Annotated in this window: 16 protein-coding genes and 5 pseudogenes; 14 read left to right on the top strand and 7 right to left on the bottom strand. The window is 69.8% G+C overall.

Going from position 1 to position 17,546, the window contains the following annotated elements; translation table 11 throughout:
- The first annotated feature begins 25 nt into the window (after positions 1-25).
- Positions 26-1,518, top strand: a pseudogene (locus tag FU658_RS04705) (M20 family metallopeptidase).
- Between the two features lie 35 nt (positions 1,519-1,553).
- On the opposite strand, the gene FU658_RS04700 reads toward FU658_RS04705, so the two are convergent.
- Complete coding sequence (locus tag FU658_RS04700) at positions 1,554-2,960, bottom strand: mannose-1-phosphate guanylyltransferase/mannose-6-phosphate isomerase (protein WP_147891007.1); 1,407 nt, start codon at positions 2,958-2,960, stop codon at positions 1,554-1,556.
- A gap of 90 nt (positions 2,961-3,050) precedes the next feature.
- Between FU658_RS04700 and FU658_RS04695 the strand changes: the two genes are divergently transcribed.
- Together FU658_RS04695 and murU are read left to right on the top strand one after the other, a co-directional pair.
- Positions 3,051-4,049, top strand: a complete 999-nt coding sequence (locus FU658_RS04695; protein WP_255505413.1) for an aminoglycoside phosphotransferase family protein — start codon at positions 3,051-3,053, stop codon at positions 4,047-4,049.
- Positions 4,046-4,744: an N-acetylmuramate alpha-1-phosphate uridylyltransferase MurU gene (gene murU / locus FU658_RS04690; RefSeq protein WP_147891005.1), complete on the top strand. Its 699-nt coding sequence runs from the start codon at positions 4,046-4,048 to the stop codon at positions 4,742-4,744. Before FU658_RS04695 ends, murU begins: the two co-directional genes overlap by 4 nt.
- A gap of 3 nt (positions 4,745-4,747) precedes the next feature.
- Here the strand turns inward: murU and hda are convergent, their stop codons facing one another.
- The 4 genes and pseudogenes from hda to FU658_RS15945 all read right to left on the bottom strand — a co-directional run.
- Positions 4,748-5,452 (bottom strand): DnaA regulatory inactivator Hda, encoded by a 705-nt coding sequence (gene hda / locus FU658_RS14690; RefSeq protein WP_222708357.1) that lies wholly within the window; start codon positions 5,450-5,452, stop codon positions 4,748-4,750.
- Between the two features lie 87 nt (positions 5,453-5,539).
- Positions 5,540-6,631: pseudogene (locus FU658_RS14685) on the bottom strand (AI-2E family transporter); the annotation flags it as partial.
- Positions 6,631-6,939 (bottom strand): hypothetical protein, encoded by a 309-nt coding sequence (locus tag FU658_RS15085; RefSeq protein WP_255505412.1) that lies wholly within the window; start codon positions 6,937-6,939, stop codon positions 6,631-6,633. The pseudogene FU658_RS14685 and the gene FU658_RS15085, both read right to left, overlap by 1 nt.
- A 59-nt stretch (positions 6,940-6,998) precedes the next feature.
- Positions 6,999-7,415 (bottom strand): annotated as a pseudogene (locus tag FU658_RS15945) (DUF2066 domain-containing protein); the annotation flags it as partial.
- A 131-nt stretch (positions 7,416-7,546) separates the two neighbouring features.
- Here FU658_RS15945 and purM point away from each other — a divergent pair.
- From purM to FU658_RS04665, 3 genes and pseudogenes are all read left to right on the top strand, one after another.
- On the top strand, positions 7,547-8,611 hold the full coding sequence (purM, locus tag FU658_RS04675; protein WP_425477575.1) for a phosphoribosylformylglycinamidine cyclo-ligase: 1,065 nt from the start codon (positions 7,547-7,549) through the stop codon (positions 8,609-8,611).
- Positions 8,608-9,234: pseudogene (gene purN / locus FU658_RS04670) on the top strand (phosphoribosylglycinamide formyltransferase); the annotation flags it as partial. The gene purM and the pseudogene purN, both read left to right, overlap by 4 nt.
- Positions 9,235-9,316: 82 nt before the next feature.
- Positions 9,317-9,967 (top strand): DUF3108 domain-containing protein, encoded by a 651-nt coding sequence (locus tag FU658_RS04665; protein ID WP_187265915.1) that lies wholly within the window; start codon positions 9,317-9,319, stop codon positions 9,965-9,967.
- Between the two features lie 19 nt (positions 9,968-9,986).
- Here FU658_RS04665 and murA read toward each other — a convergent pair.
- Together murA and FU658_RS04655 are read right to left on the bottom strand one after the other, a co-directional pair.
- A pseudogene (gene murA, locus FU658_RS04660) lies at positions 9,987-11,245 on the bottom strand (UDP-N-acetylglucosamine 1-carboxyvinyltransferase).
- Positions 11,246-11,301: 56 nt separating this feature from the next.
- Positions 11,302-11,541: a BolA family protein gene (locus FU658_RS04655; RefSeq protein WP_147891001.1), complete on the bottom strand. Its 240-nt coding sequence runs from the start codon at positions 11,539-11,541 to the stop codon at positions 11,302-11,304.
- 126 nt (positions 11,542-11,667) lie between these two features.
- Here FU658_RS04655 and FU658_RS04650 point away from each other — a divergent pair, with 126 nt between their 5' ends.
- From FU658_RS04650 to FU658_RS04615, 8 genes are all read left to right on the top strand, one after another.
- Positions 11,668-12,678: a KpsF/GutQ family sugar-phosphate isomerase gene (locus FU658_RS04650; protein WP_147891000.1), complete on the top strand. Its 1,011-nt coding sequence runs from the start codon at positions 11,668-11,670 to the stop codon at positions 12,676-12,678.
- Positions 12,679-12,720: 42 nt separating this feature from the next.
- Positions 12,721-13,275: a KdsC family phosphatase gene (locus FU658_RS04645; protein WP_147890999.1), complete on the top strand. Its 555-nt coding sequence runs from the start codon at positions 12,721-12,723 to the stop codon at positions 13,273-13,275.
- The gene (gene lptC, locus FU658_RS04640) at positions 13,272-13,838 is read left to right on the top strand and encodes an LPS export ABC transporter periplasmic protein LptC (RefSeq protein WP_147890998.1); all 567 of its coding nucleotides are present in this window, start codon (positions 13,272-13,274) and stop codon (positions 13,836-13,838) included. The genes FU658_RS04645 and lptC overlap by 4 nt, the downstream gene beginning before the upstream one ends.
- On the top strand, positions 13,816-14,367 hold the full coding sequence (gene lptA / locus FU658_RS04635; protein WP_147890997.1) for a lipopolysaccharide transport periplasmic protein LptA: 552 nt from the start codon (positions 13,816-13,818) through the stop codon (positions 14,365-14,367). The genes lptC and lptA overlap by 23 nt, the downstream gene beginning before the upstream one ends.
- Entirely contained in the window at positions 14,318-15,085 is a 768-nt protein-coding gene (gene lptB, locus FU658_RS04630; protein WP_147890996.1) for an LPS export ABC transporter ATP-binding protein, read from the top strand. The genes lptA and lptB overlap by 50 nt, the downstream gene beginning before the upstream one ends.
- A gap of 37 nt (positions 15,086-15,122) precedes the next feature.
- Positions 15,123-16,619, top strand: coding sequence for an RNA polymerase factor sigma-54 (locus FU658_RS04625; protein ID WP_425477582.1), 1,497 nt, complete (start codon positions 15,123-15,125; stop codon positions 16,617-16,619).
- Positions 16,620-16,739: 120 nt separating this feature from the next.
- Positions 16,740-17,066, top strand: a complete 327-nt coding sequence (gene hpf / locus FU658_RS04620; protein ID WP_147890994.1) for a ribosome hibernation-promoting factor, HPF/YfiA family — start codon at positions 16,740-16,742, stop codon at positions 17,064-17,066.
- Positions 17,067-17,072: 6 nt separating this feature from the next.
- The gene (locus FU658_RS04615) at positions 17,073-17,543 is read left to right on the top strand and encodes a PTS sugar transporter subunit IIA (protein WP_147890993.1); all 471 of its coding nucleotides are present in this window, start codon (positions 17,073-17,075) and stop codon (positions 17,541-17,543) included.
- The last annotated feature ends 3 nt before the right edge of the window (positions 17,544-17,546 follow it).

Raw genomic sequence — 17,546 nt, 5'->3', positions numbered from 1 at the left:
GCCCCAGACCACACCGGCCACGCCCATGGATGCCACCCGCCTGCAGCAGCTCATGACCAGACCTGGGATCGCGAGATCGTCCCGCAGCTGGTCGAGTACATCCGCATTCCCAACAAGTCGCCGATGTTCGACGCGGACTGGGTGGCGAACGGCTACATGGAGCAGGCCGTCGACCTGATGGTCGGCTGGGTACGCGGGCAGGCGGTGGAAGGCATGCAGGTGGAAGTGGTGCGCCTGGAAGGCCGCACCCCGCTGATCCTCATCGAGATTCCCGGCACCGACGGGCACGGGGGCGAAGACGGGGTCCTGCTGTACGGCCACCTCGACAAGCAGCCGGAGATGACCGGCTGGGACGACGACCTCGGCCCTTGGAAGCCGGTCCTGCGCGACGACAAGCTCTATGGGCGCGGCGGGGCCGACGACGGCTACGCGATCTACGGCTCGCTCACGGCCATCATGGCGCTGCGCGAGCAGGGCATCCCCCACGGGCGCTGCGTGATCCTGATCGAGGCCTGCGAGGAATCCGGCAGCTACGACCTGCCGCACTATGTCGACCACCTGGCCGAGCGCATTGGCCGGCCCTCGCTGGTGGTGTGCCTCGACTCGGGCTGCGGCAACTACGACCAGCTGTGGTGCACCACCTCGCTGCGCGGAATGTGCGGCGGCAACCTGAGCATCCAGGTGCTCGAGGAAGGGGTCCACTCCGGCGATGCCTCGGGCGTGGTGCCGTCGAGCTTCCGGATCCTGCGCGCGCTGCTTTCGCGCCTTGAGGACGAGACCACCGGTCGCATCCGGGTCGAGGCACTGTTCAGCGACATCCCCACCGAACGCATCGAGCAGGCCCGCCATGCCGCCGACGTGCTGGGCGACGAGGTGTGGACCAAGTTCCCGTTCCTCGATGGCATGTCGCCGATGCTCGAGGAGAACCACGAGCGGGTGCTCAACCGCACCTGGCGCCCCGCACTGTCGGTCACCGGCGCAAACGGCCTGCCGCCGCTGTCATCGGCGGGCAACGTGCTGCGCCCGGTCACGGCGGTCAAGCTGAGCCTGCGCCTGCCGCCCACGCTGGATGGCGACCAGGCCGGACGGATCGTCCGCGACCTGCTCACCCAGGATCCGCCGCACGGGGCGCGGGTTGAATTCGCGCTCGAGAAATCCTCGAGTGGCTGGAACGCACCGCCGATGGCGCCGTGGCTTTCCGATGCGATCGACGACGCCTCCCAGGCCTGCTTCGGCCGTCCGGCGGTCTACATGGGCGAGGGCGGCTCGATCCCCTTCATGGGCATGCTCGGTGCGAAGTTCCCCGGCGCCCAGTTCATGATCACCGGCGTGCTGGGCCCGCACTCCAATGCGCACGGCCCCAACGAGTTCCTCCACATCCCGACCGGGAAGCGCGTCACCGCCGCCGTCGCCCACGTGGTGTCACGGCATAGCGTCGCCAGCCGCGAGGGGCTGACCCGCGGCGTCGGGGTGGACGCGAAGGCGCAGGCGAAGTTCGGCGACCACGGCTGCTGCTGAGGCCCAAGGGCGCGGCCTCTGCGCCGCGCCACCACTCAGGACGTGCGGCCGTACACGTCCTCGAAGCGCACGATGTCGTCTTCACCCAGGTAGCTGCCGGACTGCACCTCGATGAGCTCCAGCGGCACCTGCCCCGGGTTCTCCAGCCGGTGCTTCACGCCCAGCGGGATGTAGGTGCTCTGGTTCTCCGACAGCAGCATGACCTCCTCGCCGCGGGTGACGCGCGCGGTGCCGCTGACGACGATCCAGTGCTCGGCGCGGTGGTGGTGCATCTGCAGGCTCAGCGCGGCACCCGGCTTCACCGTGATGCGCTTGACCTGGAATCGCTCGCCGACGTCGACCGAGTCGTAGCTGCCCCAGGGACGGTAAACCTTGCGATGCCCCTCGCCCTCGCTGCGCCCGGCCTTCTTGAGCTCGGCCACGATCCCGCGCACGTCCTGCACCCGGTCGCGATGCGCCACCAGCACGGCGTCGGCGGTGTCGACCACGACCACGTCCTGCAGTCCCAGCAGGGTCACCAGCCGGCCATCGGCCCAGGCCAGCGTGTTGCGGCACCCACGCGCGATCACGTCCCCGTGGTGGGCGTTGCCATTGCCGTCCTGGTCGGCGATCGACCACAGCGCCGACCACGACCCCACGTCGTTCCAGCCCGCGTCGATCGGCTGCACCGAGGCCGCGTCGGTCTTCTCCATGACCGCGTAGTCGATGGAATCCGACACGCAGGTCTCGAACGCATCCGCATCGAGCCGGATGAAATCCTCGTCGCGCCGGGCCTTGGCCAGGGCCTGCCGGCAGGACTCGAGCATGCCGGGCTGGAAGCGCTCGAGTTCCTCGAGATAGCGGCTGGCGAGGAACAGGAACATGCCTGAATTCCAGTAGTAACCGCCCTCGGCGAGCCAGGCCTCGGCGGTGGCCAGGTCCGGTTTCTCGACGAAGCGTTCGACCGGGCGCAGGCCGTCGCCGGGCACGGCCTTGATGTAGCCGTAGCCGGTCTCCGGCGCCGTCGGCACCACGCCGAAAGTCAGCAGGCGCCCGGACTGTGCCAGCGGAGCCGCCTCGGTCACGGCGCGGCGGAAGGCCGCCTCGTCGGCAATCACGTGATCGGAGGGCAGGACGAGCAGCAACGGGTCCTCGCCCTGCGCCATCGCCTGCAGCGCCGCGACGGCAATGGCCGGGGCGGTGTTGCGTCCCGTCGGTTCCAGCAGGATCGCCGCCGGTTCGCAACCCGCCTGGCGCAGCTGCTCTGCGGCCATGAAGCGATGCGACTGGTTGGCGATGACCAGCGGGCGCCCGGAGATCGGCGCCACCCGCAGCCAGGTCTGCTGCAGCATCGTGTGCTCGCCCGACAGCGCCAGGAACTGCTTCGGGTAGGCCCCGCGCGACAACGGCCACAGGCGCGTGCCGGAACCGCCGGACAGGATGACGGGAATCAGTTGGCTCATGGTGATCGGCTTCCGGCACTTAACGGTTTCGCCGTCGGAGTTTACAGTGACTGCCTTTCCGACCCGCTTTCGCGAATGAACCCGACGCCAATGACCGCCCCGGATCGAAGCGAGCAACGCCTGGCATTCCTGCGTCAATCGCTCTGCGATGAGGGGCTCGAACTCGAGCGTGCCTCGACCGACGCCGGCTTCCGCAGCTACTGGCGGGCCGTGCGCGGGGAGTACAGCTGGATCGTCATGGACGCGCCGCCCGGCCTGGAGGACCTCGGGTCGTGGCTGCGCATGCGCGAGCTGCTGGCCTCCGGCGGCGTGCGCGTGCCCCAGGTGCTGGCGCGGGACCTGGACGCGGGCTTCCTGCTGCTGGAGGACCTCGGCAGCAAGACCCTGCTCGACGAGATCACCAGCCAGAGCGCCGAGGCCTGGTTCGATGCCGCCACCGATCAGTTGTTGCGCGTGCAGTCGATTCCCTGCCCCGCCGACCTGCCGTCCTATGACGATGCGCTGCTGAGGCGCGAGCTTTCGCTTTTCGATGAGTGGTACCTCGACCGGCACCTGGGGCTGGAGCTGGGACCCGCGGACCGGGAACGCCTGGCAGCCGGATACGACGCGCTGGTCAACGCCGCACTGGACCAGCCCAGGGTGCTGGTGCACCGGGACTTCATGCCGCGCAACCTGATGCCGGTCGACGGCGGGCTGGCGGTACTGGACTTCCAGGATGCGGTGCGCGGCCCGATCGCCTACGACCCCCTGTGCCTGTTCAAGGATGCCTTCGTGAGCTGGCCGGAGGCGCTGGTCGGCCGCTGGCTGGAGAACTACCGCAGCCGCGCCGAGCAGCTCGGCCTGCCGGTGCCGGACGGGCGGCGCTTCCGCCGCGACGTCGACCTGATCGGCGTGCACCGCCACCTCAAGGTGCTGGGCATCTTCGCCCGGCTGCGCCATCGCGACGACAAGCCACGCTACCTGGCGGATGCGCCGCGCTTCATCGGCTACCTGGAAGCCGTACTTCCGCGACACCCGGAGCTGCAGCCGCTGGCCGAGCTGTTCGCCCACACCCTGCGCCCCCAGCTGGTGGCCCGGGAAGGAGCGTGAGGGCGCTGTTGTTCGCCGCCGGTCGCGGCGAGCGCATGCGCCCCCTCACCGACCGGCTGCCCAAGCCGCTGCTGGAGGCGGGTGGCCGGCCGCTGATCGCCTGGCACCTGGACAAGCTGGCGGCACTGGGCGTGGACGAGGTGGTGATCAACACCTCGTGGCTGCACCACTGCTTCGCACCCGCGCTGGGCGACGGCAGCCGCTTCGGGCTTCGCATCCACTACCTGCACGAAGGCGACACCCCGCTGGAGACCGGCGGCGGCATGCTCAATGCAATGCCCCTGCTTGGGGATGCGCCGTTCCTGGTGGTCAACGGCGACGTCTGGACCGACTTCGACTTCCGTACCCTTCCGCCACGGCCCTCCGGCCTCGCGCACCTGGTGATGGTCGACAACCCACCCCAGCATCCGGAGGGCGATTTCGTGCTGGATGCCGCGGGCCAGCTGCACCCCGGGGAAGGACCACGCCTGACCTACGCCGGCATCGGGCTGTACCACCCGCGACTGCTGGACGGGTGGCAGGAGGTCGTCGGCGAGGCACCGGGCGGCACGGACCCGGCACCCCGCTTCGCGTTGGCACCGCTGCTGTCCGCGGCGATGGCGCGTGGCGAGGTCACCGGCCAGCATCACCGTGGCCGATGGACCGACGTGGGCACCCCGGAACGGCTGCAAGCGTTGCGCGCAGCGCTGTCCTGAGACTCAGCCGCCCGGCCGGGGACCCAGGAGCTGGCGAAGGAAGGGGATCGTGATCCGCCGCTGGGCGGCCAGGCTCTCGCGATCCAGCCGGTCCAGCAACGCACCCAGCGTTCCCAGGTCGCGCCCCACCCGGTTCAGCACCCAGTCCAGCACCGCGTCGTCGAGGCTCAGGCCACGTGCCTGCGCTCGCTGTCGCAACACGTCGCGCCGGCCCGCGTCGTCCAGCGGGGAAAGGCCGAAGCGCACGCACTGGGACAGGCGCGAACGCAGGTCCGGGAGATGCAGTGGCAGGGACATCGGATCGACGCTGCCGGTGTAGAGCACGCCCACGTCGGCGGCCCGGGCCCGGTTGTGGAAATCGAACAGCGCGACCTCATCCGCCGCGTTCCCGGCCACCGCGTCGAGTCCGTCGAGCACCAGCAGCGAGGCCGTCAGCTCACCGGCGAGTGCCGCCGCCAGGCGGCCCGCGAGCGTCGCCAGCGGGAAGTAGGCGACGGTCCGGCCAAACGTACCGGCCTCGGCGCAGGTGGCCAGGCTCAGGTGGGTCTTGCCACTGCCGGCCGGTCCGCTGAGGTAGACCCAGTCCGCGTCGCGTCGGGCGGCCAGCGCCCTCAGGGCATCCAGCAGCGCTGCCGGCGCCCCGACATAGCGCTCCAGGCGCTGGTCCGGAGGGAAACGCAGCGCGAGTGGAATCTGGGCGGAGCTCATTTCCGGGTCGGGTCGAGCGGCTCGTTGACGCGGTCCAGCCCGGGGGGGCGTGGCAGGGCTCCAGTCGCGTGCTTCCTCCCCCGTCCCCGGATCGGGCACGACCACGCCTTCGTTGGTCTCCCCGGCATAGAGCTGGCTTTCGACGTAGCGGGTATGGGCGTAGCGCAGCAGCACCATCGCCACCGCCGCCACCGGCAGCGCCAACAGGACACCGACGAACCCGAACAGGGCACCACCGGCCATCACCGCGAAGATCACCGCCACCGGATGCATGCCGATGCGGTCGCCGACCAGCCACGGCGTCAGTGCGACGCTTTCCACGGTCTGGCCGAAGGCGAAGACCGCGAGCACCAGCACCACGTGCAGCAGGTCGCCATGCTGGACCAGCGCGGCGATGACCGCGACGCCCAGGCCGACGATCGCCCCCAGGTAGGGAATGAAGCTGATCAGCCCCGCGCCCATGCCGATCAGGAACGCCAGGTCGATGCCGACAAGCCACAGGCCCACCGAATACAGCAGGCCCTGTCCGAGCATCACCAGCATCTGGCCGCGCAGGAAGCCACCCAGCATCACGTCGGACTCGCCGGCGAGGGCCACCACGCGCGGCTCGACCGGGCGCGGCAGCAACTGGCGGATGCGCAACATGAACATCGGCCAGTCGCGCAGGAAATAGAACGTCACCACCGGGATCAGCATCAACGTGATCAGCCAGCCGACGATCGCCATGCCCGAACGCGTGACATGGCCCATGACCGTCGAGGCCACGCCCCCCGCCTCCTGCCAGTGCTCCCGCGTCAGCTCGATCAACCGGTCGGGGTCGAAGAAGCTGGCCAACTCCAGTCCGGTGCGTGCCTCGACCCAGGGCAATGCCGAGCCCATGAACCATTCGCGATAGCGCGGCAACTGCTCGAACAGGTAGGACAGCTGGTGCTCGAGCAACGGGATCGCGATCAACACCACGATGGTGAGCACCAGGGCCAACAGGACGAACACCACCACCGTGGCCAGGGTCCGGCTCAGGCCGCGCCGCTGCATCCGGGTGGCCAGTGGATCGAACAGCCACGCCAGCAGCGCCGACACCACGAACGGGGTCAGCACCGGACCGAGCAGGTACAGAAGCGCGCCCAGGCCGAACAGCAGCAACAGCCACTGCAGCCGGAGCTCCAGGGTGCGGTCCATCAGCGCAACCGGTAGCGGGGGGTATCGCGATCGGCGCCCGCCGGCTCGATCACCCGGCCGGCGCCGATCATCGCGTCGAAGCGGTCGATCCCGGTGGCCAGCGAAAGCCGGACCCTGAGCTGGTTGCCCTCGGCGCCGACGGGCTGGACGCCGCGGACCACCGCGAGGCCGTCGAGGTAGGCGCGCAAACGGATGAAGTCCTCGGCGGAGCGGATGTTCTCGAACACCACTTCACGCTCGCCCGCGGGGCCGGCCGAAAGCAGGTCCTGCGAGCGCTGCGCGAGGTGGCGGGCCGAGATGTCGCCCATCTCGCCGAGCAGGGCCAGCGCATCGCCCCCGAGCGCGAGAACGCTTCAGCCTCGCCCAGGCTGTCGACGACGCGCCACTGCGCCTCCCAGCCGGCACCGACGCGCGAAAGGCGACCAAGCACCAGCTCGCCGCTGCCGTAGCGCCCGGCGATCTGTCGCGTCGTCGCGTCATTGCTTTCCCAGGCGGCTTCAAGCCCCTGGCGGTCGTCCTGCGTGCCGCCCTCGGGCAGGCGCAGCACGAGCCCCTGGTTGCCGGCGGCCTGCACCAGCGGTGCGACGGCATTGCGCTGCCGCGACACCACCAGCCTTGGACCCCGGCCGTCGTCGATGACCAGCCACAACCCGGGGGTCGGCCGCGGGCCGTCGGCCCACTCCGCCGGCCCCGTCGGCAGCGCGACATCACCGCGCCCGCCTCGTCCTCCGGGGCAGCCTCCTGGGCCATCGCCACACCCGCCAGGCCCACGAGGGCCAGCCACAGCAGGGCCGTTGCCACCAGGCCACCAGAACGTTCAGGACGCATCGTGCGCTTCCAAGCTGCCAATCTGACCGCATGTTGCCGCATGCGGCGGCACCCCGTCCAACCGTGCGGCAGCCAAGCCCTGCTAAAATGCCGCTTTGCCTGCAGGGACCCGCCGTGAGCAACACTCCCACTCCGATGACCTACCGCGAGGCCGGCGTCGATATCGATGCGGGCAATGCCCTGGTCGAGCGCATCAAGCCGCTGGTCAAGCGCACCTTCCGGCCCGAAGTCATGGGCGGGCTGGGCGGCTTCGGGGCCCTGTTCGACCTGTCCAACCGCTACCGCGAGCCGGTGCTGGTGTCGGGCACGGACGGCGTCGGCACCAAGCTCAAGCTGGCCCAGACCCTGGGACGCCACGACACGATCGGCATCGACCTGGTCGGCATGTGCGTCAACGACGTCCTGGTGCAGGGCGCCGAGCCGCTGTTCTTCCTGGACTATTTCGCCACCGGCAAGCTCGACGTCGATACGGCGGTCGCGGTGGTGGGCGGGATCGCCCGCGGCTGCGAGCTGGCCGGCTGCGCGCTGATCGGCGGCGAGACGGCCGAAATGCCGGACATGTACGGCCCCGGCGAGTACGACCTGGCCGGCTTCACCGTGGGAGCGGTGGAGAAGTCCGCACTGCTCGACGGCAGCAGGCTGCAGGCCGGCGACGTGGTGCTCGGCGTGGCCTCGTCGGGCCCGCATTCCAACGGCTATTCGCTGGTGCGCCGCATCCTCGAGCGCGCCGGCAGCCCGCTTGACCTCGACCTCGGCGGCACGACGCTGGGCGACGCGCTGATGGCGCCGACGCGCATCTACGTCAAGCCGATGCTGGCACTGGCCGCCGCCCAGCCAGTGCACGCGATGGCCCACATCACCGGCGGCGGGCTCAGCGAGAACATCATCCGGGTCGTGCCCGAGGGCCTCGGACTGGACATCGATGCCGGTGCCTGGACGCTGCCGCCAGTGTTCGAGTGGCTCCAGCGCGAAGGTGCGGTCGAGGACGCCGAGATGTGGCGCACCTTCAACTGCGGCATCGGCTTCACCGTGCTGCTGCCGGCCGACGCGGTCGGCGCAGCCCAAGCCATGCTGGCCGCCGAGGGCATGGAAAGCTGGCCCATCGGCACGGTGACCAGGGCGACCGACGGGGACCGGGTCCGCATCGGATGAGGCTGGCTGTTCTCGCCTCGGGGCGTGGAAGCAATTTCCAGGCCCTGCTCGATGCGCGTGCGGCCGGACGCCTGGACGTCGAGTTCGTCGGCGTCTTCTCCGACCGGCCCAAGGCTGCGGTGCTCGCTCGTGCCTCCGCGGCAGGCGTCCATGCAGTGGCGCTGGCACCTCGCGACTTCGCCACGCGTGCGGCCCACGATGAATCGCTGTTCAGCGCCATCGCCGACGTTCAGCCCGACCTCATCGTCTGTGCGGGATACATGCGTCTGATCGACGGGTCCCAGGTGCGCCGGTTTGCAGGCCGGATGGTCAATATCCATCCCTCGCTGCTGCCGAAATACCCGGGGCTCGACACCCACGCACGGGCGCTGGCCGCCGGTGACCGGGAACACGGGACCAGCGTGCACTACGTGATCCCTGCCCTGGATGCCGGCCCGGTCATCGCCCAGGCCCGGGTGCCGGTACTTCCGGGCGACGACGCCACATCGCTGGCCAATCGGGTGCTCGAGCGCGAGCATCCACTGTTGGTCGCCAGTGTCGGCCTCATCGCCCAGGGTCGGGTGTCGCAACACGACGGACAGGTCGTGTTCGATGGCCGCCCCCTGCGGGTACCGCTGCAACTGGGTCCGGACCAGGAATTGAGCATCGATGAAGCGAATCAAGACAGCCCTCGCCCTTCTGGCCACTTTGGCCCTGGCACCGGCCATGGCGAGCACACCGGCGGCCTATAGCGCCGAGTACGAGGTCCTGCGCAATGGGCGCGCCCTGGGCCAGGCCGATGTCCGCGTCAGCGCGGCCGGCAACGGCGTGTGGGAGATGCACAGCCAGACCCGCGGCACGCGCGGCGTCGCGTCGCTTGCCGGGGTCGAGGTGACCGAGCGCTCGCGCTTCCGCTGGACGCCCGACCTGATCGAGGCGATGGAGTACGACTATTCGCAGCGCGCTGCCACCCGCAGCCGCGAGCGCAGCGTGCGCGTGGATGCCGGCGGCGGCTCGATCGTCACCCGCGACCGCGACGAGGAAACCCGCCTGCCCTACCAAGCCGGCGTGCTCGACCGCCACATCCTGCCATTGGCCATCGCCCGCGACCTCGCGAGTGGCAACCGCGGCCCGCTGCGCTACCAGGTGGCCGACCGGGGGGAAGTGGACGAGCACGTGTACCGGGTCACCGGGACCGAGCGGGTAGCCACGCCCAAGGGCGAGGTGGAGGCGGTGAAGCTGGAGCGCCAGCGCGCCAACAGCGATCGCGTCACGACGATGTGGATGGACCCGGGCAACGGCTACCTGCCGGTGCGGGTGGTGCAGAACGAAGGCCGCGACACGATGGAGACGCGGCTGGTGAGGTCCAGCCGCTGACCCCGAGGGGCCGGGAGCCTCAGACCGGCAGGCGGCGGATGTTCGCGCCCAGCGTGCCGAGCTTCTCCTCGATGCACTCGTAGCCACGGTCGATGTGGTAGATGCGGTCGATCGTGCTCTCGCCCTCGGCCACCAGCCCGGCCAGCACCAGCGACGCCGAGGCACGCAGGTCGGTGGCCATCATCGGCGCGCCGCTGAGCTTCTCCACGCCACGGATGATCACGGTGTTGCCCTCGATGCGCATGTCCGCACCCAGGCGCACCAGCTCCTGGATATGCATGAAGCGGTTCTCGAACACCGTTTCGGTGATCGTACCCACGCCCTCGGCGATCGCATTGAGCGCGCAGAACTGCGCCTGCATGTCGGTCGGAAACCCGGGTAGGGCGACGTGGTGAGGCTGACCGCCCTGGGCCTGCGGCCCTGCATGTCGAGCTCGATCCAGTCCGGTCCGATGTTGATGTGGGCTCCAGCCTGTTCCAGTTTGGCCAGCACGGCGTCGAGGATGTCGGCGCGCGCGCGCTTGCACACCACCCGGCCGCCGGTCATTGCCCCCGCCACCAGGAAGGTGCCGGCCTCTATGCGATCGGGCAGCACGTCGTAGCGGCAGCCCTTGAGCGACTCCACGCCCTCGATGACCAGCGTGCTGGTGCCGGCCCCGGAGATGTTGCCGCCCATCGCATTGATGCACTCGGCCAGGTCGACGACCTCGGGCTCCTGGGCGGCGTTCTCGATCACCGTCGTGCCGCTGGCCAGCGCCGCGGCCATCATGATGTTCTCGGTGCCCGTCACGGTCACCAGGTCCATGACGATGCGCGTCCCCTTGAGCCGGTCGGCACGGGCCTTGATGTAGCCGTTCTCCACCGTGATGTCGGCGCCCAGCGCCTGCAGGCCCCGGATGTGCAGGTCCACGGGGCGCGAACCGATCGCGCAGCCACCGGGCAGCGACACCTCCGCCGAGCCGAAGCGCGCGACCAGCGGGCCCAGCACCAGGATCGAGGCGCGCATCGTCTTGACCAGCTCGTAGGGCGCGTAGGTGCGGTCGACCTTGGTCGCATCGATGTGGATGCGCATGCGGTCGTCGATGGTCAGCTGCACGCCCATCTGGGCCAGCAGTTCCATCGTCGTCGTCACGTCATGAAGGTGGGGGACGTTGCCGATGTCCATCGGCCCGTCGGCCAGAAGGCTGGCGGAGAGGATCGGCAGCACCGCGTTCTTGGCACCTGAAATCCAGACATCGCCATTGAGCGGCGTGCCACCTTTGATGAGGATCTTGGCCATCGGGGGGTCCTGTGTGGACGGGCGCCCGCCCCGGAGGGTGGTCGCACCGGGGCGCCTCAGGAGGCGCGGTTGGATTCTTCCGGCGTCAGCGTGCGCAGCGACAGGGCGTGGATCTGCCCGCCCATGAGCTCGCCCAGGGTGGCATAGACCATCCGGTGTCGCGCCAGTGGCAGTTTGCCCTTGAACGCCTCGCACACCACCACCGCCTCGAAATGCACGCCGTCGTCGCCCAGGACGTCGGCGCGCGCGCCGGGCAGGCCGTCTTCGATCAGTTTCTGGATGGCAATGGCGTCCATGGGCTCCGGGTCGGGTGGGCCGCGGCGGTTCACCGGGGCTGGGCTAGAATGGCCCGCTAGCTTAATTAAAAACGGCCCGGCTGTCCGGTTTCCCCTGCCCGAGCGGCCACTGGCCCGAGGAGCCCCATGAGTGCCCACCCCTCCCCCGCCGCAGCGCACGAGATCGACGACGCCGCGCTGGTGCGCAGTGCGCGCGCCGTGCTGGACCTTGAAGCGCAGGCCATCCTCGCCCTCGGAGAGCGCATCGATGGCGGCTTCGTCGAAGCCTGCCGGCTGATGCTGGCATGCCGTGGACGGGTCATCTGCACCGGCATGGGGAAGTCCGGGCACATCGCCACCAAGATCGCCGCCACGCTGGCCTCCACCGGCACGCCGGCCTTCTTCGTGCACCCGGGCGAGGCCAGCCACGGCGACCTGGGCATGATCATCGACGAGGATGTCGTGCTGGCGCTGTCGAACTCCGGGGAAACCGATGAACTGCTGACCATCCTTCCGGTGCTGGCGCGCAAGGGCAACCGCCTCATCGCGCTGACCGGCCGCCCCCGCTCGACGCTGGCGCGCCATGCCGACGTGCACCTCGACGTCAGCGTCAGTGCCGAAGCCTGCCCGCTGGGACTGGCGCCGACCACCAGCACCACCGCCGCGCTGGCGATGGGCGATGCGCTGGCAGTGGCCTTGCTGGAGGCCCGCGGCTTCACCTCCGACGATTTCGCCCGCTCGCACCCGGCCGGTGCGCTCGGACGCCGCCTGCTGCTGCACATCCACGACATCATGCATGGCGACGATGCGGTGCCGAAGGTGCGCGAGGACGCGACGCTCAGCGAAGCGCTGGTGGAGATCAGCCGCAAGCGCCTGGGCATGACCGCCGTGGTCGATGCCGAGGACCGCCTGCTGGGCGTGTACACCGACGGCGACCTGCGACGCACGCTCGACGACACCCAGGTCGACCTGCGCCACACGCGCGTGGTGACCCTGATGAGTCGCTCCCCCAAAACGATCGGCCCCGACCAGCTGGCGATCGAGGCCGCGCACCTCATGGAGACGCACAAGATCAACGGCCTGCTGGTGCTCGACGCTGAACGCCGCGTGGTCGGCGCCCTGAACATTCACGATCTATTGCGCGCCCGCGTCGTCTGAGCGGGCACAATCGCGATCACCACAGCCCTGCAGCGGGAATCGATGCCCTACTCCCACCTCAACGACCTGCCGGCGGACATCCGTGAGCGTGCTTCGCGGATACGCCTGGCGTGCTTCGACGTCGACGGCACGCTGACCGACGGCGGCATCGTCATCGGCGCCGACGGGGAACTGGCGAAGACCTTCCACGTGCACGATGGCCTCGGCATCAAGCTGCTCGGCCGGATCGGCATCGAAGTGGCGCTGGTCACCGCGCGGAACAGTCGCATCGTCGAGGCGCGGGCGCGCGAACTGGGCCTGTCGCATGTCCACCAGGACGTGGACGACAAGCGCGAGTGCCTGCGCATGCTTTGCGGACAGCTCGGCCTCACGCCGGACCAGGCCAGCTTCATGGGCGACGACCTCGGCGACCTGCCCGCGCTGTCGCTGGCCGGGCTGGCCGCCGCACCGGCCAATGCCCACCCCTGGGTGCGCGAGCGCGTGCACTGGCGCACCCGCCATGCCGGTGGCCAGGGCGCCGTGCGCGAACTGTGCGACGTGCTGCTGGCCGCGTCCGGCCAGGCCGAGGCGATCCTCTCGAGGTACCTCCCGGAATGAACCGCCGCGGCCTCATCGGTGCCGTGCTTCTGGTCGCGGTGCTTGCCTCGGGCTGGCTGGCGCTGCAGATGCGGCCGGACCGCGACCTGCAGGCCTTCGTCGGGCCTCCGCGCGCCGACTACACGATGGACCACTACCAGCTGGTCGTGCTCGATGTCGCGGGCAGGGAGTCGTTCACCGTCAGCGGCCCGCAACTCTCCCGCGACCCCGAGAGTGCGGAGATCTACCTCGAGCGTCCCCTTTTCATCATCCCGTCCGAGGACGGCAGGTGGACGGCCACCGCGCAAGCGGGTTGGGTGAACGCCGCGGCCGACGAGCTGCGCCTCACGCGTTCCGTCGAGCTCGACGGACCACCGGACCCCGCGGCCGCGCCGGTGCGCGTGCGCACCGAGGCACTGCACGTGCGACCCGAGGAGCGCACCGCCCACAGCCCCGTGGCTGTCAGCATCGATCGCGGGAACTCTATACTCACGGGCCGGGGTCTGGATGCCGACCTCGATACCCGCCGCCTGCAACTGCACGCCGAAGTCAGGATCCGACATGAACCCGTCCCGCGCCGCTGATCCGACCCCCGCCGCAAACTTCCGGCCCTCGCTGGGCGTGCTCGCGCTCGCCGCGCTGGCGCTGGCGCTTGCCGCCGCCCCGGTCACCGGGCAGGCACGCAGCAGCGACCGCGACCAGCCGATGGAGATCGATGCGGAGGACTTCGACGGCGTGCTCTCCGACGACAGCACGCTGAGGCTGCGCCGCAACGTGCAGATCGTGCAGGGAACCCTGAACATCCAGGCCGACGCGGCCGATGTCAGCACACGGGCGGGCGAGATCGCGCGCGTCGTGCTCACGGGCAGCCCGGCCCGCATGCGCCAGGTCGACGACGCCGGCCTTCCGATGAACGCACGCGCCAACCGCATCGACTACGACCTGTCGGGGAACAGCATCGTGCTGACCGGCAGCGTGGAGATCGAGCAGCCCCGGGGCAACCTCAGCGGCGAGCGGGTGGTCTACAACCTCGATTCCGGACAGATCAACGCCGGTGGCGAGGGTGGCCGCGTGCGCATGGTCATCCAGCCGGCACGGCGGGGCGAGGGCTGATGCTCAAGCGTCCGGCCTGCGCAAGCGCTACAAGTCCCGGGAGGTCGTCACCGACTTCGGACTGGAGCTCGATGCGGGCGAGGTGGTCGGCCTGCTGGGCCCCAATGGCGCCGGCAAGACCACCTGCTTCTACATGATCGTCGGCCTGGTCGGCACCGATGCCGGGCGCATCGAGCTGGACGGCACCGACATCACGTCCGCGCCGATGCACATGCGCGCCAAGCTCGGGGTCGGCTACCTGCCCCAGGAGCCCTCGGTGTTCCGGAAGCTCAGCGTGTCCGACAACATCATGGCGGTGCTGGAGCTCCGACGCGACCTCGACGGCGATGGTCGCAGGCGCGAGCTTGAAGGCTTGCTCGACGAACTGCAGATCGGCCATGTCGCCGACCAGATGGGTGCCAGCCTCTCGGGCGGAGAACGCCGGCGCGTCGAGATCGCGCGGGCACTGGCGATGAAGCCGCGGCTGATGCTGCTCGACGAACCCTTCGCCGGCGTGGACCCGATCTCGGTCGGCGAGATCCAGCGCATCGTGCGCCACCTGAAGTCGCGCGGCATCGGCGTGCTGATCACCGACCACAACGTGCGCGAGACGCTGGGCATCTGCGACCGCGCCTACATCCTCAATGCCGGCACGGTGCTCACCCAGGGTACGCCCGAAGCGGTGCTGGCCAACCCCGACGTCCGTCGGGTCTATCTTGGCGAGAGTTTCCGACTGTGATCGCGCGGGGGCGCCAGCCACGGGGTAAGGGACGATGCTGAAGACATCGCTCACCGTCAAGCTCGGCCAGCAGCTGACGCTCACGCCGCAGCTGCGCATGGCGATCCGCCTGCTGCAACTTTCCGCGATCGAGCTGGAGGCCGAGGTCAACGAGGCGCTGGAAGCCAATCCCCTGCTCGACCGCGAGGAGGATGTCGCCGACGACTCCGCTGCATCCACCGCCGAGGCCAGCGAGGCCGAAGCGCTCGAGGCGCGCGGGGACACCCCGGACGTGGCGGCCGAACGCAGCGCCACGCAGGTCGCCGAACGCGCCGCCAGCGACACCGACGCGGGCGGGGACCTGGGCCAGGGCCCGGATGCCTTCGAAGGCGACTGGACCAGCTCCGGCAGCGGCCAGGGCCATGGGCCCAGCGACTACGCCGCCGACCTGGCCGCGTCCACCGCCGCGATCGAGGACCTCCACGACCACCTCTTCTGGCAACTGCACCTCAGCCCGCTCTCACCGCGCGACCGCAGCATCGCCGTGGCGCTCATCGAGGCCGTCAACGACGATGGCTACCTGGGCGAGACGATCAAGGCGATCCGCGAAGGCCTCAAGCCGGAGATCGACGCGGGCGAAGACGAGGTCCTGGCCGTGCTGCACCGGGTGCAGCGCTTCGATCCGGTGGGCGTGGCCTGCCGCGACCTGTCTGAATGCCTGTGCGTGCAACTGTCGATGCTCAGCCCGGAAACTCCGGGCCTTGCGCTGGCACGCGAGATCGCCTGCGAGCACCTCGAACTGCTGGCGAAACTGGGCCCCGAGCGCCTGGCGACGCAATTGCGCCGCCCCGGCGAGGAGGTGTGCGAGGCGGTCGCGCTGCTGCGTTCGCTCGACCCGCGCCCGGGCGCCCAGATCAACCCCGGCACACCCGAATTCATCGCCCCGGACTGCATCACCTGGCGCGAAGGCGGTGTCTGGCACGTGGCGCTGGCCCCGGGCAGCCAGCCCAAGCTGTCGGTGAACCGGCATTACGAGGGCCTGATCGCCCAGGCCAGCCGCAGCGACGCCAGCTACCTGCGCGGCCAGTTGCAGGAGGCCCGCTGGCTCATCAAGAGCCTGGAAACCCGCGCCGAAACCCTGCTCAAGGTGGCGAACTGCATCGTCCGCCAGCAGTCGGGCTTCCTCGAGCTGGGCCCACAGGCCATGCGGCCGCTGACCTTGCGCGAGGTCGCCGAGGATGTCGGCCTGCACGAATCCACCGTCTCCCGGGCCACCGCGCGCAAGTACCTGCACACCCCGCGCGGCACCTTCGAATTCAGGTATTTCTTCGCCTCCGGCGTCGCCACCGGCGACGGCGGGGCGGCCTCCAGCACCGCCATACAGGCCCTGATCCGGCGTCTGATCGACGCCGAAGACCCGCGCAAGCCGCTTTCGGACGCGAAGCTGGCCGCCGAGCTCAAGACCGGCGGGATCCCCGTTGCCCGCCGAACCGTGGCAAAATACCGGGAAGCAATGAACATCCCTGCGTCCAACGAGCGGCAGCGACTGGGCTGACTCCCCCATACCAGCGAGGTGTGGCGGCGACGCGGGACCGATCCCATGGCGCCTCCCCCTCCCCGTTCCGGCCCCGCGGCGTCCGCCCCGGGGCATTTCCAGCGCCACAGGAGGTTTGCCATGCGGATCGACATCAGCGGCCACAACATCGACATCACCCCGGCCCTGCGTGACTACGTGAACTCGAAGCTCGAGCGCGTCGACCGTCATTTCGACCACCATCTCGACGTCCGCATCATCCTGGGTGTGGAAAAACTGGACCAGAAGGCCGAGGCCACGCTGGCGATTTCCGGAAAGACCCTCTTCGCCGACGCCGTCTCCGAAGACATGTACGCCTCCATCGATGCCCTGGCCGACAAGCTCGATCGCATCGTCCTCAAACACAAGGAAAAGCTGACCGACCACCACCGCGGCGAAAGCCCGGCCCGATCGGAAAGCTTCGGCTGAAACACCATGCATCTGCTTGACCTGATCAGCCCCGCGCGCATCAGCGCCGGCGTGTCCGCCAGCAGCAAGAAGCGGCTGCTGGAAGTCGTTGCCGACCTGCTGATCCAGGACCAGCCGGCCGAACTCGACCGGCCGGTCTTCGACAGCCTGTGCGCGCGCGAGCGCCTCGGCTCGACCGGGCTGGGGCACGGCGTGGCCATCCCGCATGGCCGCACGCCGGGCCTGGCCACCGCCACCGGCGCGTTCGTGCGGCTGCGCGAACCGCTGGACTTCGGCGCACCCGATGGCGAGCCGGTCGACCTGGTCTTCGCGCTGGCCGTCCCCGAACACTTCACCCACCAGCACCTGGTGCTGCTGTCCCAGCTCGCGGACATGTTCGGCGACGCATCCTTCCGCGACAGCCTGCGCAAGGCACCGGACAGCGCCGCCATCCACCGCCTGCTGTCGGACTGGCAGGCCGCGCACGCCGCGGCCTGACCC

The sequence above is a fragment of the Alkalisalibacterium limincola genome (genome assembly GCF_008017755.1).
Classification (GTDB): Bacteria; Pseudomonadota; Gammaproteobacteria; order Xanthomonadales; family Xanthomonadaceae; genus Alkalisalibacterium; species Alkalisalibacterium limincola.
This window is presented reverse-complemented; position numbering and strand designations above follow the sequence as displayed.